General features: G+C 37.8%; 25 protein-coding genes and 1 pseudogene. 12 read left to right on the plus strand and 14 right to left on the minus strand.

Annotated elements, in window-relative coordinates; all coding sequences use genetic code 11:
• Positions 1-34 precede the first annotated feature (34 nt).
• Positions 35-418 (minus strand): hypothetical protein, encoded by a 384-nt coding sequence (locus tag MCBB_RS04010; RefSeq protein ID WP_071906556.1) that lies wholly within the window; start codon positions 416-418, stop codon positions 35-37.
• A 21-nt stretch (positions 419-439) separates the two neighbouring features.
• Positions 440-958 (minus strand): class I SAM-dependent methyltransferase, encoded by a 519-nt coding sequence (locus MCBB_RS04015; protein WP_071906557.1) that lies wholly within the window; start codon positions 956-958, stop codon positions 440-442.
• Positions 959-1,162: 204 nt separating this feature from the next.
• On the opposite strand from MCBB_RS04015, the gene MCBB_RS04020 reads away from it, so the two are divergent.
• Positions 1,163-1,888, plus strand: a complete 726-nt coding sequence (locus tag MCBB_RS04020) for a TetR/AcrR family transcriptional regulator (protein WP_071906558.1) — start codon at positions 1,163-1,165, stop codon at positions 1,886-1,888.
• Positions 1,889-1,994: 106 nt separating this feature from the next.
• Positions 1,995-2,801 carry a metallophosphoesterase gene (locus MCBB_RS04025; RefSeq protein WP_071906559.1) on the plus strand — a complete coding sequence of 269 codons (807 nt, stop codon included), beginning with the start codon at positions 1,995-1,997 and terminating at the stop codon, positions 2,799-2,801.
• Between the two features lie 136 nt (positions 2,802-2,937).
• On the opposite strand, the gene MCBB_RS04030 is transcribed toward MCBB_RS04025, so the two are convergent.
• The 3 genes from MCBB_RS04030 to MCBB_RS04040 all read right to left on the minus strand — a co-directional run bounded on the left by MCBB_RS04030 (position 2,938) and on the right by MCBB_RS04040 (position 4,856).
• Positions 2,938-3,639, minus strand: coding sequence for a S24/S26 family peptidase (locus tag MCBB_RS04030; RefSeq protein WP_231916401.1), 702 nt, complete (start codon positions 3,637-3,639; stop codon positions 2,938-2,940).
• A 31-nt stretch (positions 3,640-3,670) separates the two neighbouring features.
• Entirely contained in the window at positions 3,671-4,159 is a 489-nt protein-coding gene (locus MCBB_RS04035; RefSeq protein WP_071906560.1) for a tetratricopeptide repeat protein, read from the minus strand.
• A 106-nt stretch (positions 4,160-4,265) separates the two neighbouring features.
• Complete coding sequence (locus MCBB_RS04040; RefSeq protein ID WP_071906561.1) at positions 4,266-4,856, minus strand: zinc dependent phospholipase C family protein; 591 nt, start codon at positions 4,854-4,856, stop codon at positions 4,266-4,268.
• Positions 4,857-5,138: 282 nt separating this feature from the next.
• Here MCBB_RS04040 and MCBB_RS04045 point away from each other — a divergent pair, with 282 nt between their 5' ends.
• From MCBB_RS04045 to MCBB_RS04065, 5 genes are all read left to right on the plus strand, one after another.
• Positions 5,139-5,660 carry a DUF308 domain-containing protein gene (locus MCBB_RS04045; RefSeq protein WP_071906562.1) on the plus strand — a complete coding sequence of 174 codons (522 nt, stop codon included), beginning with the start codon at positions 5,139-5,141 and terminating at the stop codon, positions 5,658-5,660.
• 880 nt (positions 5,661-6,540) lie between these two features.
• Positions 6,541-6,849 carry a hypothetical protein gene (locus MCBB_RS04050; RefSeq protein ID WP_071907982.1) on the plus strand — a complete coding sequence of 103 codons (309 nt, stop codon included), beginning with the start codon at positions 6,541-6,543 and terminating at the stop codon, positions 6,847-6,849.
• A gap of 243 nt (positions 6,850-7,092) precedes the next feature.
• Entirely contained in the window at positions 7,093-7,707 is a 615-nt protein-coding gene (locus tag MCBB_RS04055) for a DUF4013 domain-containing protein (protein ID WP_071906563.1), read from the plus strand.
• 101 nt (positions 7,708-7,808) lie between these two features.
• Positions 7,809-8,555 carry a hypothetical protein gene (locus MCBB_RS04060; protein ID WP_071906564.1) on the plus strand — a complete coding sequence of 249 codons (747 nt, stop codon included), beginning with the start codon at positions 7,809-7,811 and terminating at the stop codon, positions 8,553-8,555.
• 325 nt (positions 8,556-8,880) lie between these two features.
• On the plus strand, positions 8,881-9,963 hold the full coding sequence (locus MCBB_RS04065; RefSeq protein ID WP_071906565.1) for a hypothetical protein: 1,083 nt from the start codon (positions 8,881-8,883) through the stop codon (positions 9,961-9,963).
• 5 nt (positions 9,964-9,968) lie between these two features.
• On the opposite strand, the gene MCBB_RS04070 is transcribed toward MCBB_RS04065, so the two are convergent.
• Both MCBB_RS04070 and MCBB_RS04075 read right to left on the minus strand, forming a co-directional pair.
• The gene (locus MCBB_RS04070) at positions 9,969-10,763 is read right to left on the minus strand and encodes a potassium channel family protein (RefSeq protein WP_071906566.1); all 795 of its coding nucleotides are present in this window, start codon (positions 10,761-10,763) and stop codon (positions 9,969-9,971) included.
• A 205-nt stretch (positions 10,764-10,968) separates the two neighbouring features.
• Complete coding sequence (locus MCBB_RS04075) at positions 10,969-11,445, minus strand: DUF2124 family protein (protein WP_071906567.1); 477 nt, start codon at positions 11,443-11,445, stop codon at positions 10,969-10,971.
• A gap of 370 nt (positions 11,446-11,815) precedes the next feature.
• Between MCBB_RS04075 and MCBB_RS04080 the strand changes: the two genes are divergently transcribed.
• The 5 genes from MCBB_RS04080 (at position 11,816) to MCBB_RS04100 (ending at position 14,782) form a co-directional block, all read left to right on the plus strand.
• Positions 11,816-12,880 carry an ABC transporter permease gene (locus MCBB_RS04080; protein ID WP_071906568.1) on the plus strand — a complete coding sequence of 355 codons (1,065 nt, stop codon included), beginning with the start codon at positions 11,816-11,818 and terminating at the stop codon, positions 12,878-12,880.
• The gene (locus MCBB_RS04085; protein WP_071906569.1) at positions 12,873-13,538 is read left to right on the plus strand and encodes an ABC transporter ATP-binding protein; all 666 of its coding nucleotides are present in this window, start codon (positions 12,873-12,875) and stop codon (positions 13,536-13,538) included. Before MCBB_RS04080 ends, MCBB_RS04085 begins: the two co-directional genes overlap by 8 nt.
• Positions 13,539-13,840: 302 nt before the next feature.
• On the plus strand, positions 13,841-14,149 hold the full coding sequence (locus tag MCBB_RS04090) for a hypothetical protein (protein ID WP_071906570.1): 309 nt from the start codon (positions 13,841-13,843) through the stop codon (positions 14,147-14,149).
• 32 nt (positions 14,150-14,181) lie between these two features.
• On the plus strand, positions 14,182-14,463 hold the full coding sequence (locus tag MCBB_RS04095; RefSeq protein WP_071906571.1) for an ArsR/SmtB family transcription factor: 282 nt from the start codon (positions 14,182-14,184) through the stop codon (positions 14,461-14,463).
• Positions 14,464-14,491: 28 nt separating this feature from the next.
• The gene (locus tag MCBB_RS04100) at positions 14,492-14,782 is read left to right on the plus strand and encodes a hypothetical protein (protein WP_071906572.1); all 291 of its coding nucleotides are present in this window, start codon (positions 14,492-14,494) and stop codon (positions 14,780-14,782) included.
• 57 nt (positions 14,783-14,839) lie between these two features.
• Here MCBB_RS04100 and MCBB_RS04105 read toward each other — a convergent pair whose 3' ends face one another.
• From MCBB_RS04105 to MCBB_RS12065, 7 genes and pseudogenes are all read right to left on the minus strand, one after another.
• A complete protein-coding gene (locus MCBB_RS04105; protein WP_071906573.1) occupies positions 14,840-17,350 on the minus strand; it encodes a DEAD/DEAH box helicase in 2,511 nt (836 codons plus the stop codon).
• Between the two features lie 6 nt (positions 17,351-17,356).
• Entirely contained in the window at positions 17,357-18,076 is a 720-nt protein-coding gene (locus MCBB_RS04110; protein WP_071906574.1) for a phospholipase D-like domain-containing protein, read from the minus strand.
• A gap of 242 nt (positions 18,077-18,318) precedes the next feature.
• Positions 18,319-18,642: a nucleotidyltransferase domain-containing protein gene (locus MCBB_RS04115; RefSeq protein ID WP_084789759.1), complete on the minus strand. Its 324-nt coding sequence runs from the start codon at positions 18,640-18,642 to the stop codon at positions 18,319-18,321.
• A complete protein-coding gene (locus tag MCBB_RS12410; protein ID WP_084790002.1) occupies positions 18,615-18,926 on the minus strand; it encodes a HEPN domain-containing protein in 312 nt (103 codons plus the stop codon). Before MCBB_RS12410 ends, MCBB_RS04115 begins: the two co-directional genes overlap by 28 nt.
• Positions 18,927-19,097: 171 nt before the next feature.
• Entirely contained in the window at positions 19,098-20,285 is a 1,188-nt protein-coding gene (locus MCBB_RS04125) for a PD-(D/E)XK nuclease family protein (RefSeq protein WP_071906575.1), read from the minus strand.
• Between the two features lie 59 nt (positions 20,286-20,344).
• Positions 20,345-22,759 (minus strand): annotated as a pseudogene (locus MCBB_RS04130) (UvrD-helicase domain-containing protein).
• 225 nt (positions 22,760-22,984) lie between these two features.
• The gene (locus tag MCBB_RS12065) at positions 22,985-23,161 is read right to left on the minus strand and encodes a hypothetical protein (RefSeq protein ID WP_171899084.1); all 177 of its coding nucleotides are present in this window, start codon (positions 23,159-23,161) and stop codon (positions 22,985-22,987) included.
• Positions 23,162-23,204: the final 43 nt, after the last annotated feature.

Below are 23,204 nucleotides of genomic sequence, written 5' to 3' on the forward strand. Positions count from 1 at the left end.
TTTTCTAGAGTTTTTTTTAATGATCATTCAAAGTTCATTCAACGTTCCTAAATTTGATCCCTAATGATTCAAGTGTTTCCTTCAATCTTTCGTAGTTAACCTCCTCAAGGGGTAGAACAACACGCTCACCATGGTATTTAAATATGAATCGTTTAACAGGATGTCCAAATTTAACCTCCTCCATATCCTTCAAAGTGTACCTCACGACCTTACCGGTTCTCCGGGTTCTGTAGAAGTTCTTCCTGTACTCAACCAGTTCATCCTGCGTTAGTTCCAGGTCAAAGAAGGAATCTTCCAGGAATAAAACTGTTTCACTGAGGTCTCTGTCACATACAATGCAGTTTGAGGCATCACGGGGATTTCCAACTCCACATGAGGGACATATCTTGTTAAATGATGTTTCATAGGCTTCTTTCATAGTACCACATCTTAAGTCTTTTCAGCAAACAACGTAGAGGTATATCTTCTCCTTTTTATCTATGTTTTGGGGTTTCCATCCTTCAATTTTCCAGTAGTATGAAACTATTCTGGTCCCTGGTTTAAGCTCCTCCTGAAACTTTGCTTTCAATCGTTCATTTGTTTCTCTCCAGAGGAATATGGTCACAACACTTGCATCACCGATATGATAGTTGAAAAAGTTTCCCCAGGTCACATGGGACATATCGGACAGTCCAGAAAATCTCAAATTTAAACGTGACCACAGTACACGCAGAGGGTCTGCTTCCAGGCCCACAGAATATGCTCCATAGCTTTTGCATGCTTCTTTAAGAATTCTTCCATCTCCAGAGCCCAGATCGTAGAGAATATCCTCAGGCTCAAGTTCCGCCAAATCCAGCATCTTCTTAACCACTCTCCTAGACGTTGGCTGCCACCCAGCGCCTATGAAAAATGTCCAGAGTATCCAAACAGGTAGAAAGATAAAAAGGAGGATGATTAGAATGATTGATTCTAGGAACATGATGGATCCCTCGCTTGTGTAAATTCACTATCCCTATTTTAATGGTCTCTAGTTTCTACTTACTAAATTTTATTATTCCAAATAATCAGTTTATTATTTTCATATTATCTCATGAAATGAAATTATAAATGGCTTTAAAACCAAACTATATCCATTAAAACCAACCAAAACATAAGCATTGATGAAATAGATAGGTGGATCTTCATGTCTAATATAAGCCGGAGGGAACGGGAGAAAGAGCAGCGTCGAAGGGATATAATGGACTCTGCTGAGAAACTTTTTTTTAAAAAGGGTTATGATGAGGTTTCAATGAATGATATTGCAGAGGATGTTGAATTGAGTAAGGCAACCCTTTATCTGTACTTCGACAACAAGGTGGCACTTTTTTTTTGCAGTTGTGCTCCGTGGTATGGTATAATGAGTTCAATGATCCAGAAGGAAGTTAAAAAATTTAAAACAGGCATTGAAAAACTCCACGCATTTATGGACACCTATTTCAGATTCTCTCAAACTTACCCAGATTACCTGGAACTTTACAACTACTTCAAGTCTGGAAGGTTTCATTTAGAGAATATAATGACGAATAATATGATGAAAGAGATGGTGGATGATTCCAGTTTGGTTATAAACTTCTCAGCTGGTTTTAAGCCGGCAGATATTTCCTATGCAAGTGAAGTTCTAAAACTGCAGAATGAAATTTTTGTGACGGTCTTAGAATCCATAAAAACTGGACTGGCTGATGGAACAGTAAACTCTCATGTTGATCCAACAGAGATTGCAGTTTTATTGATATTGTTAACTGAGGACATCCCTAATATGCGCCCAGATCTTAAAAATTCACTTAGAAAAACTGGTATCCCCCAGGACAAATTCCTAAATGACACAAAGACCTTGCTGAATCAGATGCTGGGAACTCCTAAATCAGGTTAAAGTCTTCGATACTTCAAAATTTAATAGTTCAATTTTGTAATTGTTTCAATAATTTAACTTATCTAACATCATTTAATAAATTCAATTATTCAACAAAGGTTTTTGTATGTTTAAAAAGTTAATATTACTAACAATCCTCATCATAGGAGTTGCAGTGGTTTACAGCTTCATAGAACCCTACATGATCGAGACCAATGAGGTTGTTATCCAGTCGGATCAGATACCCCAGAACTTCGACGGTAAAAAAATAGTCTTTGTAACCGATATCCACTGCAGCCAATTCTTCAGCGAAGAAAGGGTTCAGAGCCTGGTTGATCAGGTCAACGCCCTTGATCCAGACATGGTTCTCTTGGGTGGGGACTACGTTACAGATGATACCTCTTATCTGGAACCCTGCTTCTCCCAGCTGTCCAAACTAAATGCGCCACTGGGTGTATACGGAGTGTTGGGTAACAACGACCCCAAGAATGCCACCATAACTGCAATGGAAAATGCAAACATCACCTACATTGGAAACAAAGGATTGTGGGTTGAGGAAAATGGTGAGAAGATCCGGATAGGTGGGGTTGGAGACCTTGACACGGATGTTCCCTATCAGGGACCCACCATTGGAGCTGTAACTCAAAACGACTTTGTGATACTCGTATCCCACAAACCAGACTACTTCCCACTGGCCAACAAACTGAAGATCGATCTGGTTCTTGCAGGACACACCCACGGAGGACAGGTCACACTCTTTGGACTATGGGCACCATTTTATAACTCCAGATACGGGCAGGAATATGTTTCTGGGATCAAAAAATCTGGGAACAGCACCATGATCATCAGCAATGGAATAGGGACAGTTAATGCACCTGTAAGGTTCTTTGCAAGGCCCCAGATAATCGTGGTTAAACTGAAGAGAACCACCTAACTCTATTTTTTTAAATTGAGTCTTGAACATGAAAAAAAATGAACTGAAAATCCTTTTAATAATTTTTTTGTAAGAGTTAGGGTATTAAAAAAAATCAGAATATGGAAGGCTTTAAGCCCTCCAACTTATTTAAAACTCAGTAAACCTTCACAACACCAATGACACTGCTTCTTGAAAGCCATGTATCCAACGGACTCTTGGTCACAGTAACAACCTCATAGGTTCCATTTCCCATATCCTGCTGGGTTTGGTAGGTATCAACCTCTCTGTTGTCACTTTTGAGGTACACTTTACTTCCGCTTATCTTTGCAACCCTTTTAACTATGAGGCCGTAGCTTGGATGTTCTGCTATGACTATGTCTCCGACCTTGATGCTTTTGGTTTTAACTGCAATGATATCCTGCCCATCCTCGAGGGTTGGAATCATTGAAGTTCCATCCACAGTTGCCGGGAATGGCAGTTGATCCGTTCCGAACTGCGAAACTATCGTAACATTTGCAGTGTAGTTGTACTTCGCTGCAATGGCCTTGATATCCGCCTTCACACTATTCACTGTGCTGGTCTCACTCTGAATATCTGCATCAGCTGTGCTGTTCATCCGTGCAATCATCTTGGCGGGGACAGCTGAGTTGTCTGCTGCTGTTGCATGAAGGGATACATCGGTTCCATCTGTTTTAACCACGACGTTCACATGATGCTGGGCTGCTTCTGCTGTCTGGTTAGGGGTTACATTGGATATGGTCAGTTTATCAGTATTTTCGGTGGGGTGGAACGCCACAACCAGTGCAGCTAAAACCACCACTATTATTCCTATAATTGCAATTACTTTGGTTCTCAATTTACCACTTTCAGGTTAAATTATTCAGTTTCTATTTTGTTAATTTTTCCTTGAGTTCCCTCTTGTTCTCAAGGACAACCTCATTACTGGGATCGATGTCCAGGGCTTTGTTGTAATATTCAAGGGCTTCAGTGTAATTTCCAGTTTTCATGAGTATCATGGCCTTGTTGTTGAGGATGTTAACACGATCCTTCTCCTTCAGCTCCATCTCAAGCATGCGGTCCATGCATTCCATCGCACCCCTGTAATCTTCATTCTTATAGAGTAAGGCTGATTTATTGTGCCATGCCATGATAAAATCAGGAACCAGTTCTATGGATTTTTCATAGCACCTCATAGATTCCTCTTCGTTACCAAGGTTCTGCTGGGCAACACCCCTATCGCACCATGCATCTACAAATTCAGGGTCAAATGTAATTGCTCGTTCAAACTCCCGGTTTGCACCTGAAAAATCTCCCTTATTCATCTTTTTAAGCCCTTTCTTGTAGGCTGAATGTTTATCAGGTCCAAGTAAACCCATTCAATAATCCTCCATGATAATTTTAATGCCTATTACTATATGGTTGAAGAAGTTAAAAAAAATATGCATTTGCTGTGTTATTAAAAAAATAAAGGTTTTCATTCATTTAATAAACACAGCTTCTGATGGCTGTGTAGGATACACTTGCTCCATTGTTGAGATTGTACTGTACGTATGCACGGTTCTTCTTTTTACTCCAGTTCTTCCAGCTTGTTTTTCCCTGAGAGTAACCATTCTTCATCAACGTGTTTAGACTTCCACTTCTGTAGGTGATCACAGGTTTTAAAGATTTTGCCTGATTTTCGTACTTGGTGTGGGCTGAACTGGATTCTCCACTGACGCAGTGGGGTGCTGAGAAGGTGTCAGATATGTAATGTGATGCAACACCAAAACAGTAACTTGCCTGTTTGTATTTACCGGTTCTATAGTAGTATTTACCTTTGTTAAGCCAGTTAGTTGCTCTGGTGTAACTGTAGGGGTAACTGTGTGATCTGAAATCATGGAACTTCTCATCAGGATCGTTTGACCCGTCCCTCATGGCAGAGAGGCTCAATTTCTTCTGTACGTTGTGTGGCATCTTATAATAGATGCTGTCAGCAATATCGGAGTGTGTTTTCCAGGTCCAGGCAGAGGACGTTGGCATGAAGACGAAAGAAACCACCATAAATATCATTAAAATGTTGAAAACCTTTTTCACTCAAAAAAACCTCCTGTTATTTGAATTCAATGAAAGAATTACATTTTTTTCATATATAAATCTTACTTATAATGATATTGGAAATAATTCAAATTTAAATTCATTTAATTTTATAATAACTCTTTCTTGATACTTTTTTGAGCAATTAATTTGTTTATTTGATTTTAATACTTATTCTGATTAACCATGACTTTGGGATTGCTTCGATCTAATCAATACTTTTTTATAAGTTGCATAACGATAATTAATATGATATTAATATTGTTTTGGGGGGTACGAAAAATGACTGAAACGAGAAACGTATTGGTGGGAATTCTTGCAGTGATATTGGGGTTGATAGTTATAATCTTTCCTTTGATCGGTGTCTCAACCCTGAGTGACCTTGCAGGTATTGGAATAATCTTCCTGGGGATCTGGCTTTTGGTTCAGGGCTTCAAGGTCTGGGAGAAAAGTGTGGCAGCAGCGGTAGCAGATATCATCCTTGCAGTACTTGCAATTCTGTGGGGAGTGGTTTTCATTGGAAACATCAAGGCATTTGCCTTCTTGACATTCCTTGCCCTTTACATCGTTGGCTTCTTCATAATAATAAGTGGATTAACAGCTCTTTTCTCTGATAAAAGCTTTAAGGGAAAGGCCATTGGGGTGTTAGGTGTTCTGCTGGGTGTTTTCTTCCTGATCTTCAGTGTTTACCTGAAGAATCCATTGGTACTGGCTGCAACCATAGGTGCATTCCTGATCATAGCTGGAATAGTGGAGATATTTGATCTACTGGGTGAGAAACCAGTTTCTGAAGTTCCAGAATAATCCTTTAATTCATTTTTTTTGAAGGAGTCATTTTTTCCTTTTTTTTAATTAGTTTTTAAGTCTTAAAAAATAAGGATGCATAGATTTAAATGTTTTTAATGCATGAATTTAATTATCAGAAGAAATTTCATGATCATATTGTTTATAAAAAAGTTCTGATCCCCCATTCATCCCCTTTGTTTAAATATGATACTCTGAAAAGAATAGTTTTTAAGGGGAGCTGACAAATTATATAAAGTTATATAGAAAATAAATCAAATGATAAGTAATGGAGATCATTGTAAGTAGAATCCTATTTTTCTGATCACCACGTGTAACACTGAAAGAAGCTTAATAATTCTTATTTCAGTTTTAAAACGATTTTAAGTACAGTTATGTGTCCAATGTTTCTGTACTTTATAAAACATCAAAATAACAAACATTTAGGAGTGAATAAAATGGCAAAAATCAAAGGAACCAACAAAAGATCAAGACCAAAATCAAACTACAAAAAACCTGGAAGTAAAAGGGGAAGAGGAACCAAGAGAAGATAAATTTCCTGTGAAATTATCTTCCATAACTTTTCAACTTTTTTATATTCCATTTTGTCCTGTAAATTCATTAAAATTTTATTTAGAAAATTCTTTTAACTATCTTTAGATTAAACTTTCTTTTTTTCCCAAAAAAAAGATTTCATTCCTCTTTTAAATTCATTATCAGTGAATTTATATTGCAATTATTTTTTTTGTTAGTATTTACTTTTTTATTCGTAATACTGATCCATGAAAATTTAAGAGATGATGATCATATCCTAATATAACGAAGTATGGATCCATGAAGTAAATCCATGAAAATAAAATTTGAATCTTGTGGAATATTAAAACCAAAGATGGTGGTAGATATGGAACATGGGATGAGAGGTGAACACATGCATGGTTCAGGACACAGCCATATGCATGGGTACGGGAAAAAGGCATGGATGGAGAAGATGTTCATGAAGGAAATGATGGAACATCTATCCTCCGAGGATAAAAAGAAAGTTGCAGCTGCAAAACTGGACATGAAGATATCCCTGGTGGAAAAGCAGCTTGAGATACTGAAGGAAAAGAAGAAAATCATTGACATGAAAATGGAAATGAAAGCACAGATGAAGGGCCAAAAGATAGAACTCTTGAAGATGATGCGGGACATGATAAAGTACAAGATGTAAAAGTAAGCTAATACTTACTGGCTTACAATTTTCTTTTTTTATTTTAAAGATATGATCAATACTTTTTTTCATGGAATCTGGATATTCAAGCCAATTGGAGTGGTCACTCAGTTACATGTGGTCAGGTATGCAGATTCAGTGCTGCACTTTTATCATTGAATCATAACTTTGAAAGCATTATTTGGACATTTCAAAATATTAAGAACCTTTATATTGAGTTATAATTAACATTAAAATGAGAAAATGAATGTAAATAGAAACGTAATTGATTCTCTGTGGTATCCTATTAAAAATTTGCTGAAGCTAATCCTACTGGGAATAATATTGATAATTCCAGTTGTGAATTTTATTGGTTTAGGATACTATTTAAGAATCATAAAATCAACTTTGGCAGGTTCAGGTAAACTTCCTGGCTTTGAACGTGTTGGAGAATTATTTATTGACGGTATAAAAGTTTTAGTAGTCAGTATAATCTATGCAATTGTACCTTTAATCTTTTATGCACTTTCACAGGCCTTTCCAGGATCTACAACATTACCTCTCTTAGCCACAAGTTTTGCCCTAATAATCAGCATATTTGCATATATAGGCATAGCTAACATGGCTTATCATGACAGTGAACTAGGTGCAGCGTTTAAATATGGTGAAATACTGGGTAGAATTGCGAAAATTGGATGGAGACGTTACATCATTTGGTGGATAGTAATGACGTTAATTATAACCGTTGCAGGATCTATCATTGGCATAGTTGGAGGAATTCTCTTATTTTGGGTATTGGGTCTCCCTGTTGTTTTATTGGGATACAGCTACTTAATAATATTCCAAGCAAGATCTATTGCATTGACATTTGCATCTTGAGAGAATAATAAGATGTGGATAACAACCAAAGAAGTACCGTTGAGTTATTTATAGTGGTTTCGTATCTGGAGGTGTTTAAATTTAGAGATAACTGGATATCATTGTTTCTAATACTTGTCCTTTCTGTAGGTTTAAATTCAGGATGTGTATTTGCAGCAGGGAATTCAACTACTGCCCAAACCAGCACCAATTTTATTGTGGGTTACTACATAAATCCCAACGTTACACCCATATCAGAAATCAATTTCAAAGACTTAAAAAGCGCAGGAATAACTGATATATATGTTTTAGTAACAAATAAGAATTATTTATCAGTATTACCTGAAGCCAAAGAAAAAGCTGATGATGTAGGGATAAGAACCCATGCTTGGGTATTCCCAGGGTTCAATCATGCATCACAGGTTGCGCAGATGAAAATCGGAGTTCAATTAGATATGGAAACATACAACATACCTGCACATCTTTTACAAATCCTCACCATGAGATTAGCCACCTACGGCGTAACATTCTCAGTCACTGTTAAACCCGAAGGATGGGACGGAAATCAATATTACTACCTAATTGCCCCGTTATGTGACTACATAGTTCCTCAACTCTATGTAGGTGATTACAAATATGGAACAACCCGTCTAAAAAATACTGCTAAAAAATATAACCAGATCTACAACCTTTACAGTATCCTCTTCCCTGGAAAAATTGTTGCTGGACTTGAAACCTACCAGTCCGATGAGAATGTAACTCCTAAAAATACAAGTACACTATCTGCAGAAATCAATGCTGTGAAACCGTATACACGTGGAGTAATCCTATTCAGGTATGGATTATCCAATTTCAATGGTTTAGGATAAGTTCATCAACGGGTGTGGATGAAAACAGGGCTGAAATGATTTTATGAAGTTCTGACGTGTTTTGTGAGTTTAGTGTTGGGTTTGTTTTTAAAAATATTTTTTTTATTTTTGTTTTAGGGAATAAATGGAATTCTAAACCGTTAAATTTCCAAGCATAAAATCTTTCCTTTAATTTTCCCCAAGGAAATTCCAGAATGCAAAAATTAAATTAATTTTTATTTTTTTATCTCCATTTCCAACTTAAAATTTGATCATATTTGCTATTTACATATACTTTATAAATCTTGTCGTGTATAATGTATAAATTGAATATAGGGGCTTTAACATGAACGGAAAGATTTTTCTACTGAAGAACGATAACGAACTGATTGAAATGGAAGAAAGAGAGTATCCTTCAGAGCTTATTCTGCAGGAACTAGTTGCAGATTATCCAAATTTACTTGCAGGACACGAAATGGATGAAGAAAACCCTAGAAAGTGGCTTTTAGTTAAGAAGGAACAGGAACTGTACTCCCCGGATGAAGGTTCCAATGTTGTTTATCTGGATCATCTATTCCTTGATCAGGATGGGGTTCCTACCCTTGTTGAGGTTAAAAGGAGCAGTGACACTCGTATAAGACGTGAGGTGGTGGGGCAAATGGTGGATTATGCATCCAACGCAGTTGTCTATCTCCAGGTTGAGGAGATGATCGCCAACGTTAATTTAAACTTCCCTGATCTGGACATGGCAGAGATATTGTGCCATGAACTTGGATTCGAGGGGGATCCAGATGAATTCTGGGCTAAGGTTAAAACGAATCTCCAGGCTGGAAAGGTCAGAATGGTCTTTCTTGCAGATGTCATACCTCCAGAACTCCGGAGGATGGTTGAATTTCTCAACGAACAGATGGACCCTGCAGAGGCCTTTGCAGTGGAGGTTAAACAGTACGTTGGTGAAGGGCTGAAAACACTGGTTCCAAGGCTCATAGGACAAACAGCTGAAGCCCAGAAGAAGAGGATCATTTCAAATAAACTTGATGAATCCATTTTCTTTGAAAACCTGGATGATAAGGGGGTTGAATTTTACAGAGCGCTCATGAAATTTGCAGGGGAAAACCAGCTTAAAATTATCTGGGGTACAAAGGGATTCTCTTTGAACGTTGTTCTGGAAGGGAACAATGTATCCATACTGCGTGGATACTGCAAATTGAGTGCATACCATCAAACAGCATTTGTCACCTTCAGCAGCATATTAAGCAAAGTTCCACATGGAGATGCGATTATAGAAGAGTACAGAAACGGATTAGACGATGTTGCTGTTAAAGTTTCAGATGGCTACAGATTGGATGTAGATGAGATGGATGAAAAACAGCTTGGAACGTTTTATGAAGTTTTGACCCGTGTTGTTGGGCTGATAAAAAACTCTTAAAACATTTACTTCTTTTCTTTGATTAACTCCTTCAGTTCATCCATTTCTGCCTGTAGTTTGTCCAGTTTTTCATGGATTCCAATTTCTTCCTCTTCCTGGGAGATACCTATAATATTTGATGTCAATGTGGATGTAAGAAATCCTATGAAACCTATTCCAGTGAACATTATGATGGCGGATATGACTTTGCCGGCAGGTGTTACAGGGGTTACATCACCGTAGCCAACTGTTGTTATTGTCACAAGGGTGCACCATAATGCATCACTAAATCTATGCATGTGACTGTTCACTCCATGTTCAACCATGAACATTGCAATTGATGCAGAAAACAGTACTGTCAAGATTATAGTGATTCCATAGTCTATTCTTGTTTTATGCAGAAATTCAAATGAATGTGCAATGTTTTTCTTGAAAAGTGCTAAAATTCGTATCAATCTGAAGTAACTGAAGAGTGAACCTGCCTGTGGTATGATGATAACAGGTATCATTCCAATGATGTCGGTCCAGTTGTACTTCAAAAACTCTTTTTTATTTTCTGATTTTAGGAGTCTGTTAATAAAATCAGGTATCAATATGAGAACCACTAATAAATCAAAGTACACAACCCCAGTATAAATATAACTTTTTACAGGAAAGAACGTCACGAGGGTAAGTAGGAGAATATCTAAAAGAATTAAAACCATTAATGACGCTTCAAAAAAGCGTTTCAGTCTTTCAGGTATCTTAAACGATTTTTGTGCCTTTTTTTCTTTTGCAAACTTTGAATTTGTGCTTATGAATAATTTTAAGATATCTTTCATGGAAAAAACCTTTTAAATATTTTAACCCCTGAACTAAGTCCGTTGAATCGTTTACATGATATGTTGGACTCTTTTTAGTTGATATTTCCTATTGGATAGTCTTAATATTTAAATTTATGAATAAGTAACTTTTTTTTTACAAGATATGTCTAAAAAAAGACATGGACTCCTTAACTTAGAGGTTTCCTAAAAAAAGTAAGGTAATTTAAAGGTTTTTAACCTGTGTTTCCATGCTTGTATCGATTATGGTCTTGAAGGGTATCTTTTCATCCCATCCGCTTCTTTTGAAGATTCCCATGAAACAGACACCAATTATCATCGGATCTTCATCTGAAATCTCCTTGATCATGGCTGTAACATCCTCTGCGGGACATCCGAACTTGGGCATTGCAAGACCGCCCATAACAACCACAACAGCGGGGTTTTCGGGATCTACAACCTCATCAACCACACTCATACCAATGTTTTTCTGCTTTTTGATCTTTCTGGCTTTACTTGCATCTGCATTTGGAATGAACACCATTTCAAAGCCTTTGTCCCTTATACTGTAGGATAGAAGTTCAATGAAGGGAGTGCATACAGCTGCTGAACCTGTGAAAACCACCTTGGAACCTTCAGATAAATCTGCAACAGCTTCACGGAATGATCCTGTTAAACCAACTATTCCTGTCTTTTTCTCCATGTTAATACACCTCTTGAGGGTTTTGTATGTTGTGGTGGAGTTTAATGTTTTCTATTTATTTTTTTAACTCATCTTCTTGATTTACCTGAATTTTTCAGTCACCTTCCATGATTTTGATCCAAAGATTTGGGAATAAAATGGAAAAATTTGGGACAAAAATCCAGTTAAAATCGGGTTAATATCGGAAAAACTATTTTTAAATGCTTTAATAACTTTAATATTGTCAATAGATCGGAGGGGGTAATTCAAATGAGTTAATTCAGTGTTCATACATAAAAAAATTCTTTAAATTTGTTTAATATTAAAAATAATTAATTTGAATTAAATTCATATAAAAATAGAAGTTTAAATGGGTTTAAGGTGAAAAAAAATGGATCTTTATAAATTGGCACTTAACAACATCCGCAGAAAAAAGCTTAGAAGTGCATTGACAATGCTTGGAATAGTAATTGGTGTTGCAACTATTCTAACACTTCTGGGATCAACTGCGGGTTTGGCTTCAGCAGTTAACGATCAAACAAATGAATACATGTACGATGTGGTAATATCCTCTGCATCCAGTAGTGGATCTTATTCAATGGATTCTCAAACAGTTTCGAAGGTAGAGAACCGTTCTGATCTTCACGGCTTAAGAGAAGTAACTGCCTTTTCAGAGGAAATAAATGGAAGTACCGTAACTGTAGGTGGTACAAATGATTGGAAACAGGTTAAAATAAAAAATGGAAAACCAGGTGTGGTTATTAACCATGCAGTTGCAGATAAGCTCCACCTTGGTGTTGGAGACAAGATCAGGATTAAAAATAAAGAGTTAACCATCACCGGGATATCCAACGAGGAACAGGTGGATGAAGATGTCCTGGGTGTTTACATAAACCAGACCCTTGCAAAGCAAATGGCTGGAAACAAAGTAAGTGCAATCTATGCTCAAACTGATGGAGATCCAAAAACTGTTGCAGATAACCTGGAAAAGCAGTTAAATGGGGTTTCTGTTAAAACTCGATCAGAGAAGGTGGCTGAGGTTCAGGAATGGGCTAACAAAGCACAACTTTTCATGGGAATTATTGCAGGTATAGCTCTGGTTGTAGGAATCATAAGTGTGGTAAATACCATGATGATGAGTGTTATGGAGAGAACAAGAGAATTAGGAGTTTTAAAAGCCATAGGGTTTACAAACTGGGAACTGAAGGGAAGTATCCTCTTTGAATCAGGATTGTTAGGATTCTTGGGATCGATTGCAGGGGTTCTTCTGGGAATTTTAGGCATCTTGTTAATTGCAAAGATGCTGAATTTCACAGATTACATTACCGATATGATACCCCTGTGGCTAGTTGGAGGTGTCATTGCGGGATCCACCCTTTTAAGTATTCTGGCTGGACTTTACCCTGCAAGGCGTGCCTCAAAATTGAACGTTGTGGAGGCTTTGAGAAATGAGTAACTTAATAGAATTCAAAGATGTCTGGAAAACATATAAAATGGGGGATGAGGAAGTGAACGCCCTTGCAGGACTGGATCTTACCCTGAAGAAGGGTTCCTTCACAGCGGTAATGGGCCCCTCTGGATCTGGAAAGTCAACCTTCCTCCACATCGCAGGGATACTTGACATGCCAACCAGGGGCACATTCAGGATCAATGGGAATGATACATGTAAATTATCTGTCAAAGAGCAGGCAAGGCTTCGGAGGAATGAAATAGGGTTCATTTTCCAGAGGTTTAATCTCATGTCCCAGCTCACAGTCCTTGAGAACGTTATGCTGCCAATGATAAAAGAGGATTCCAGAAAAGCTGAAAAACTTCTGGAAATGATGGGATTAACAGGAAAACATGATAAAAGGCCATGGCAACTTTCAGGAGGAGAACAACAGCGTGTAGCAATAGCCAGAGCTTTAATAAATGATCCGTCTATCATTCTGGCTGATGAACCAACAGGAGAACTTGATACAAGGAATGCGGATTCAATAATGCATATACTTCAAGATCTAAATCAAAACGAGGGGGTGAGTATTGTTATGGTCACCCACAACCCAATTTCAGCGGATTTTGCAGATGAAGTTATTAATATGCGTGATGGGGATCTTGTTAAAAGGAGTAAATAAATGCTCCTACTCCTTAAATTTTCTTTTAATTTTTTAATATCTAAAAACGAACCCTAAGGCCTGTGATTAAAATGTAGTTTAAATAACCTAAAATAATTATTAAAATTTATTTAATCAGTATTAATATTTGGGAATGAAATGTAGAAAGATGGAGTGAATTTCGGAAAAACTTTTTTTTAGTAGTGCTACCTTACTTATTAGCACAGTTTATGCATCCATTGAAATAAGCACAGATATTTCAATATCAACTGCCGTTATAATTGAGTTATATTTTTTTATAATGGCCATGAGGTTTTAAAAAAATGTTATTTGGATCACCAGACTTACTAACCAGTGCTATTGTAACTGTAACAGTTATATTGGGTTTTGGAACCATTTTCCTCCTATGTGGATTACTTTACATCTACTGGGGAAACTACAGGGACACAAAATCAAGTTACGCAGTGGGCCTTCTGTTGTTTGCATCGGCGATGCTGCTTCAGAATGTACTGTTAACTGCCACTTACTTCATCAACGTACTTAATCACTGGTATGAAGGAATTGTAATGTTTGCGTTCATTGTTTTTGAATTTATAGCGTTATCAATACTTTTCAAAATAAGCTGGGAATGAATATTTTTCATATACAAATTTAGGGGTCTTTCATGCAAAAAAAGTTTCTATGGTGGCTGATTGTAGGTACCAAAGGTGGTAAAAACCGTGCCAGAATAATCAATGAACTGAAAGAAAGGCCTTACAATATTCATCAGCTTGCAGAAAAACTTGAACTGGATTATAAGACTGTTCAGCATCATATGGGAGTTCTGGAAGAGTCAGGTGTTGTTACATCAAGTGGGGAAAAGTACGGGAAATTGTACTTCCTTTCTGATGAAATGGAAGAGAACTACCCTACCTTCCATGAGATATGGACTCAATTTCAGAAATAAACAGATTAAAACGTGAAAGAGGTCAAGAATGCTTTATATATCACCAGAATCTTTAAATGTCATAATAATCTCCAGCAAAATACTGGGAATTGGAAATATTCTCCTCTTAACAGGACTCCTGTACATGTACTGGAGAAGTTACCAGGGAATGAAATCCAAGTACACCCTGGGACTGCTTTTTTTCGGATCTTTCTTCCTGTTCCAGACAATTGTCCTGGCAGTGGCAATCTTCTTTGTAAGATGGTTTGTAATTGCATTTTTCGTAGCATTACTGGAATTCATTGCACTTGCAATACTTCTGAAGATAACTTGGGAGTGAAAAACTGTTTCAAAGCCTTATCTCATAGAGATGGACTGTTTTTCTATTTTTAATCTTTTAATTGGATAATTTTATGGTGTTGGATTTACCAATTGTTTCCAGTAACTCTTTTATTAATGGGCTTTGTTTTATCGTTTTTGAGTTACCGATTATTATGAGTTTTTTACGTGCACGTGTAATTGAAACGTTCAACTGGTTGGGATCAGCAATGAATTTTTTTTGAAATCTATTTAAAAGTCCTATTATGCTTTTACAGAAGCTCATTATTATCACTTCTTTTTCTTTTCCCTGGAAACTGTACACAGTATCCACTTCAACTTCAAAAGTTTTTAGATGCTGATTTATCAGATTCTTCTGTTTTTTGTAGGGGGTTATGACACCTATATCATGTGGATCAATACCATTATCCATTAATCTTTTCACAACTTCTACAACTATCTTAGCTTCTTTACAGTTCTCACACCCATCTCCCAGTCCTTTTTCATAGTATTCCATATTGGCGGTGTCTATAAACGTTAATGGATTGTTAAAGTTGATATCAACGTTTTCACTGTTTTTTAAGGATTCAATGGTTTGATCTGTTACACTGAAATCTGTTCTGATTTTACCATCATAGAATAAGTTACTTGAGAGATCTGCTATTCCCTTATTCATCCGGTACTGTGTGTTCAGGAATGAGTAGTTGGATGGATATTTCTCTATAAAATGGTTGAATATGGATTTATTCAGTTTTTCAGATAATTCATCTTTAGTTATGGGTTGTAACTGTTTGTTATCCCCCACTAAAATGAATTTTTTACACTTCAGGAGTGGTAATAATGATGTGTAAGCTGCAACCTGGCTGGCTTCATCCATTATCATAAAATCGAATATTTCATAATCTAAAATAGGATGAGCTGAAGATAAAACCGTAGCTGCAACTAACTGTGATTTATGAAGTAGATCATTGTTTATAAAATTCAGAAGCTTTGATCTGTCCTTTTCATATTTTTCAAGGGTTTTTTGAATATTTTTCTCTTCTTCTTTTAACTTATTAATGGAATTTATTTGTAAACTGATTAGTGTATTTAAATATTTAAATTCTGCATCTAATACTTCCTTTTTTTGATTTAAAGACTGGATGTAATCTTCGTAAGCATCGTAGATCAAAGATGAGTTTTCATTTTCAATTCTTAATTTAATTTCATCCTTTTTAGAGCTTAAATAGTCCTCTAAATTATTTAATAACTCTATTTCATATTGCAAGGCATCTTCATCAGCTTTACCCTCAGACTCAGGATAAGTTTTTTTGTATTGTTTTTTTAGAGCATCCTTTAGATTCCAGTAGGCGTTGTAATTTTCAATCATCAAATTGTAGGATACCTTTTTATCTGTCAGATTCGATAAAAACTCATTATATTTACTTTTATTGAAAATGGAGATTAAACGTTTTTTAAATTTTTCACTTTCCATCTTTTTAATAGTTGACTCAAGTTCGTAGAACTCTTCAGCATCGGGTAATGATTCTTCAATGTTTTCTAAATTCAATATGGATTTTGCCAGTGCATAATATTTATCAGAGTTCTTCTCCAATGTTTCCTTTCTTTTTAGTGAAGAATCACGATTCACATTTTTTCCAGGTATTCTAGGGAGATAATCTTCTTTTTTCTTTTCATATTCCCTTATCGTGAATTTAATAGTTTTAATTGATGCAGAATACTCGTATTTTCTGGATTTAACTCTGTTAATATCCTCTTGAACTTTTTTTATTCTTTTTTTTATTCCTTTTCTCTCTTCAGATGTTTTCTCGATTATTGTATCTAAATGCTGAACTTCCTGCCAATCAGGATGGTTTTTCCTCCGTTCTTTCAAAGAATATTTTCTGTTCAAGGGAGATACGGAATAATTCTGCCCTATTCTCAATATTTTCTCAGGGTTGATGTCCTTAAATTTTTCAAGGAGGTTATCCACAGCTCTGTTGGTATGGGCAGTTATTAGAATTTTTTTATCATACTGCAATAAAGTTCTTATTATCTCTGTGATAATTTGGGTTTTTCCTGTGCCTGGAGGGCCTAAAATAAGGTGAAAATCATCGGCATTTAAAGAAAGATTCACGGCTTCTTTCTGGCTGTGATTCAAATTATTAGGTAGTTGGTATGTCTTAGTTTGGTGAGATGGAACTTCATCCCCTAGAATGCAGTTTAGAACATGCAAGTCGTAATCATCTAGATCGTCATTTTCTATCTTTTCAAGGACTTTTTCAATTCTCCGAGGGATTATATTTTTCAAATCAGTATCAACAGAAACATAATTACCCTTTAATCTGGAAATATCATTTTTTAATTCTATTCTAAATTTGGAACTGAGAGAAGATTCACTGATAATTCCTATTAAATTGTCATTGACAGAAACCATGGATCCTTCACCTATATTTAAATTATCTTCAAGTGTAACAGTTATAGATCCATTGTTTAAGTCACGGACAAGGATTTTCCCCCTGATTTTTTGAGAATTTTCAATTTCAGAATCTACGTAATCCCTCATTTCTGCCATGAGTTGAGGATACTCTTCTTTAACGATGTTGTACATGTTTACTCAGTTATCTCCCAAATTTTCAATCATATCCTCGGTTAAAGGTGAACTGTTATCCCAAATTCCTTTAAAAAATTCTTTAGCCATCCCTACAGAGTTGTGATCATTTATTTTGACACCTGCTTCATAGTTAACCCTCAAACCCTTTTTTGTGAGGTTTGCTGATGAAATTATTGCAACCCTAGAATCTATCACAAGGATTTTGGCGTGGACATCGTTGTTGTAGCGGACTTCAGCACCAAGTCCGCGGAGAACTCTGAGCTTATCAGGGTCAGTTATTTTATTTTCAATGTCCTCTTTTCTGAAGTTGGTTACAACCTTCAGATCAACCCTTCCCTGAAAACCCTGGAACTCCTCCACAAGGTAAGTGATCCAGGGTGAACAGACCAGAACTTCCTTTTTGGCCTTTGAAAGACTGTTTCTTATTTCACCGTAAACTGTGCTAGTTGAATCTGGAGTTGTGACCAGAAAGTTGAATTTATTCTTTTCATCTTCAATAGCTTTCTTCAAAGATTCTCTATCTTTTTTCAGGTCTGCAACATCCTTCAAGAGTTTTTCCTGGTTTATGTGTTCTGTTTTTAGATCTTTGAAGGCCTGTTTAAGTTCCTCATTCTCTTGGGTTAATGCTTTATTTTCAAACTCCAGTGTTTCCTGGACTTCCCTGTAGCCCCTGTAATTTCTTATTTTTTCAATGAGATCCATCTTCTCCTTGGAAACTTCCATACAAAACCCCTGCATAATTTTTAGAATTATCGGTTTTAAGATATTATAATAACTTCAATTTAAAAATTATGCTTTCATTGGGGAGTTAAGAGTTAAATTTGTTTTAGTATTAACAATAAACTAATAATATTTATTTAAATTAATTTAATAAAAAAATGTAGTATTAACTAATAGATTCAGATTTTTTTCGATTCGCCTTTAATAAAAAGGATTCAATTGAAAATTAATAATCATAAAAATGTTTAAATACTTTCTTCCAGCACAATACCCTGCTTAACAGCTTCATTAACTATCCCTATCTGATCCTTCTTCACGCTGAACTCTTCAGGTGTGTAAGGGAGTATGTCAACATCCCAGTCGTAGTCCCAGAGCTCTAAGACCCTATAGATCCGCTCCAGAAAATGAATGCCTTCAAATTTACGGCTGACAATTATGAAATCGTAATCACTTTCTTTTAAGTAGTCTCCACGGGCCCGACTTCCAAATAGGATGAATACTTCTGGATTGAACTCTTCATTAACCCTTTTTTGGAACTCTTTTATTTCTTCAATTCCATTTCTGCCCATTTTAACACCTTTCTTGATATTTCTAATCTTTCCTTAGCTATCTCTTCATCGTATAAATCGTAGGGAATCCCATGTGCAGCGTCGGGATATCGTGTTATAACAAAATCTGGACTTATCTTTCTAAGGGATGTATAAAATTCTTCTGGAATTCCAACACTTTTTCCAAGAAAAAGTAAAGAATGTGTTGGACCTGATGGTTCCTTTAATTTATGAATATAAAGGGATTTTAAAGCCTTTTCAGTTGCTTGTTGGGAGAAAAAAGCAGTTACATAATATTCTCCTATTTCAAGATTCTTTGAAGCTTTTCCAGGTCTTTAACAGCCTGTTTCCACCAGTTTGATGCTTCTTCTCTCATGTTAAACCCTAAACTGCTTCTTTTATTGTTAATATGTTTGGTTTTTCAAACTTATAATCCTATTTAAATATATTCACTTCGTATTTAAGTATCCCTAAGTTCAAGGCACTGTTGGAAAACCCTTACCAGTTTTACTCTCCCTGCAAAAGGTTCTGAAGTCGCAGGCATCACAGGTACGCTTATCAGGGTTAGCCTTCCATGAAGCTTGTATTCCATGGCCGTTGACCTCGGAGATTATGCTCTCCTCAATTTCACCAACCACTGCGTCGAATTCAGTCAGGGACCTCCTCTGGTTGTCGTAGTCAACAGGTATGATACGTACTGATCTGAGCTTCTTCAGGGAATCTGATAATGATGGTACCTTTGAATGTGGGTTCCATTTGAGTATGTTCTCAAGGTCATCTGCGTAGGGTTTTATGTCTGTTTTACCCTCCTCAACATCTTTTTTAAGTTCCTTGAGGTCTTCCTTGAAGAGTGAGAGTTCGTTGAGGTAGAAGAGCATTCCAACGAGAACAGGCTGGGATTCCGGCTGCATTGACCGAAGCCAGCTGTAGGTTAAAACCTGCCAGTCATGATGATCCCACGATGGAGATGGCACTGCAGGTCTCTTCATACCCTTGTAGTCCACGATTATCTCGTACTCAGGTTTTTCAAGCTTTTCAAGCTTGTACTGGAATGCAGGGTTGTTGTGGAGGTACTTGATGATTAAATTTTTATCTGAGGCCTCATCCATCTTAACGGAGCTTAGAACATCGATAACACCTGTGATTCCGTAGTAGTTTGAACGGCTTGTGCCCTTCTGGTAGTGGGGCATGTCTCTTATACCCTTTAATTTGACCTCAGAGTCATCTATCAAGGGAAATAAATGTGGTCCCCACGTGTTTATGGCTGCTTCTGCCCTTATGCTTGCAACGAGCTTGTGCGGATGGTCATGGTCAGGGCAGAGTCCAAGGCCTTCATCACCCTCTTTGAAGGGGCAGAAGAGGTTTGCAGGTGGTTGAAGTCCCCTGGAACGCATTCTCTTATCAATTTCCAGTTCAATATCCCTTATCTGGGTCTTCCAGTCCCATGGGAAGTCCTTCCAGTCCATCTCATTCCATCTGAGGAAGGCCTCCTCCATGACCCCGTGTATGAAGTTACCGAACCACAGCTGGATTGGCATGGACGGTGGTAGGGTTCCCTTGTTCTGGTAGCGGTACTGCAGGCCGCAGGTCAGGTAGGGGAGAAGTGCGCCTGTTAAATTGTACTCAGGTATGATGTAGGGTTTGTTACGGGTTGAAAGAGTCATTTTAAACACGTTCTATAATTTTTTAAGATTTTTAAGTTTTTTTTAAACTATTTATAGGTTCAGATGTGCACTATATTCCTAAGGCCAGGCCAGTGCCATGATCCGTCACGTGTCCATCCTGTGGCAACATTGGGTATTCTTCTGTGTTCATTCTTGGTATCGTAGCCCCCCTTAACAGGGTTTATCCCCACAAGGAGTAGCACATCCTGGGGTCTGCTGAATGCAACGAAGTACTGCCTTATGAGATCGTCGAAGGCTCGATCCTTACCACTCCTGATGGAGCTTTCAAGGGGTGAGCAAACACGCAGTTCATCCTCAAGGTTGCAGGATTTACCTCCCTCCACAGGGAATCTTTTGAAGGTGTTCTTGTGATGGTCAGTTCGGAAGTCTGCACCTACATCAACCACCACCAATGGGAACTCCAAACCCTTTGATTGGTGAATGGACATGACGTTCACCCTGTTGTCAGGCAGTGTCTCAAGCAGATTCTCATCCACATCAATTGCACCGGTTGCAAGGGGAGTGAAAACATTCCAGTAAAGCTCCTTAATGGATTTTGCCTCCAGTTCATCCTCAAATATTATCTCACCGCCGAAGCTTGTGAAGAAGGATGTCTGGGCCATGGTACGTGTAACAGCCTCCAGATAAACCAGCCCTTCAACATCATCCTGCATCTGGGGTATCCAGGTCACAAGGTTGTAGGCGATCTCCAGAAGGGAAACATCATGCTTCCAAGTTTTACGTCCTTTAGGCGTTCTTGACCTCCAGGCATCCACGAAATCCCCAAGTGAAAATGGTTCATGAGGTTCAGGATAGGATTCGATGTATTCATTTGCTTTTTTCCTCCAGGAATCGAACCTGTGAACTGCTGATTTTGGAAGCTTCTCAATGGAGTTTTGAACCTCACACCCTGGATCGATGCACTCAAGAAGCAATCCGCAGAGCACACTGGCCTCCCAGGTACGCTCCAGGTTCTGGCCCCTTGGATTGAAGACAGGTATTGGTTGATTCAGTTCCATGAGATCATTTCGGAGGTAGTATGGAAACCTTTTACTTCCAAAAGCATTCATCTCAAGGGGAGAACTCAAAAGAATGGAAACATCAGTTGGAGAACCCTCAATTTCATCACAGCTTATCTCGTAATCCATTCCATTGTACCTGAATTTGAATCCTTCACCATAAACAACCCTGTGAATGAACTTTGCAAGGTCCTTGGACAGTGTTTCTGCATCATCCCTGAACATGCCGAGCACTGGGAAATCACAGAAATCACCGGTTCTTGCAGCTTCTATTGGAGGTTTACCCTCAACACGAACACCCTGAAAATCATCATCCAGCACAGCAAATTCGTTGCAGAAATCAACAATCGAACATGTTGAACGATAGTTTTTAGAGAGATTTATGAGATCCGGTACAATTTTAAGCTGTTTTTCACATCTTTCTTTGAAGTTGGTGAAGAGATCCACGGTGGCTCCCCTGAAACGGTAGAGTGACTGGTCGTCATCTCCAACAACTGTGAAACTTCCTCCGTTGCAGGCTGCAGCCTCTGCGAGCTTGAAATAGATCTGCTCCTGCAGGAGGTTGGTGTCCTGGTACTCATCCACCAATACCAGCTTCAGACGCACCTGAATCCACAACTGAATTAGCATTTACATCAGGTACTCATCCACCAATACCAGCTTCAGACCCTCCATGAAACTTCCAAGCTTTCCCTCATTTAATTTGTCAAGGAAATGAGCCTCCAAAAGTGAGAAATCAAAGAGCATCCTCTCCTCAAACTCATGGATGTAATCCTCAATGGCCTGACAAGCTATCTCAACACCAGGTTCATCCCCTTTGCTTTTGAACTCCTCCCATAGAACTTGATCGTAGTAGACCCTGTCCTTGATCTCAAGGAGGAGTCTGCTCATCTCAGCAGTGTTGAAACCGAACTTACCGCCCCTGATGTTGATGAGGTATTCCCTTAATTCTTCATTATGGTGCCTCTCCTCTGTGAAGAGTCCTACTCTCATCATCATGGCCCTTGCAACGAAGTCCTCAACAACCACAGGCGGTGGAGAACCAGGATCCCTGTGATTCTTCAGAACCTCCTCACAGATACTGTCAAGGGTTCCAGTCACGATCTGATTGAAATCAAGATGCCTCAAATCCTTTTCAAGGTCATTATTATCTGAAAGGAGTTTCTGGCGTATGATATCGCCCCAGCTCAGTATCCTTGATCTGAGCTCTGCTGCAGCCTTACGCGTGAAAGTGGTTGCAAGTATGCTTCCAGGATTGACATCATCCACGTAGATGAACTTCAGGATCTTCAGGACCATAACCGTGGTTTTACCACTTCCTGGACCTGCAACTATGAACTGGGATTCATCCTGCGGGGCTGAAATTGCCCTGTGCTGATCAGGGTTCATCTCAGGACGAATATCCCTTTTCAACTCATCTATAACTATTTCCTGGAACTGGGGGAAGCTTATCATGTTGATCCATTTTCCATGTCCCTGTAAGTGCTGCTTGTGGGTGAACTTGACAGCTACAGGGTACAGTTTTGCTGTTAAATGGTTTAACGTTCCAATTTAAATAGATGATGATCCATCGTGGAGATTAAGCTTTAGAAATAGGATTGATGGATTTTTTAAAAAAAATTCATATTTTCGAATTAGAAAAACAATCTTTAATAACATTATTTGAAAATTAAGTAATTATCACTCAAGAACTACACCTTCATCCTCTATCTGGGAGATGAAATAGGTTCCTTTAAGTTTTTGATAATCTTCAGGTGATATGACCTTAACTGAAAAGTACACCCCCTCATCAAGGAGCATCTGACCAACTTCTTCCATTACCTTATCCTTTGTTTCCATTTTTCTGCGGCTTATCATGAGAATATCCACATCTGAGTCTTCACGGTCTTTTACCGGTGGC

Origin of the sequence: Methanobacterium congolense (genome assembly GCF_900095295.1) — an archaeon.
Taxonomy (GTDB): domain Archaea; phylum Methanobacteriota; class Methanobacteria; order Methanobacteriales; family Methanobacteriaceae; genus Methanobacterium_C; species Methanobacterium_C congolense.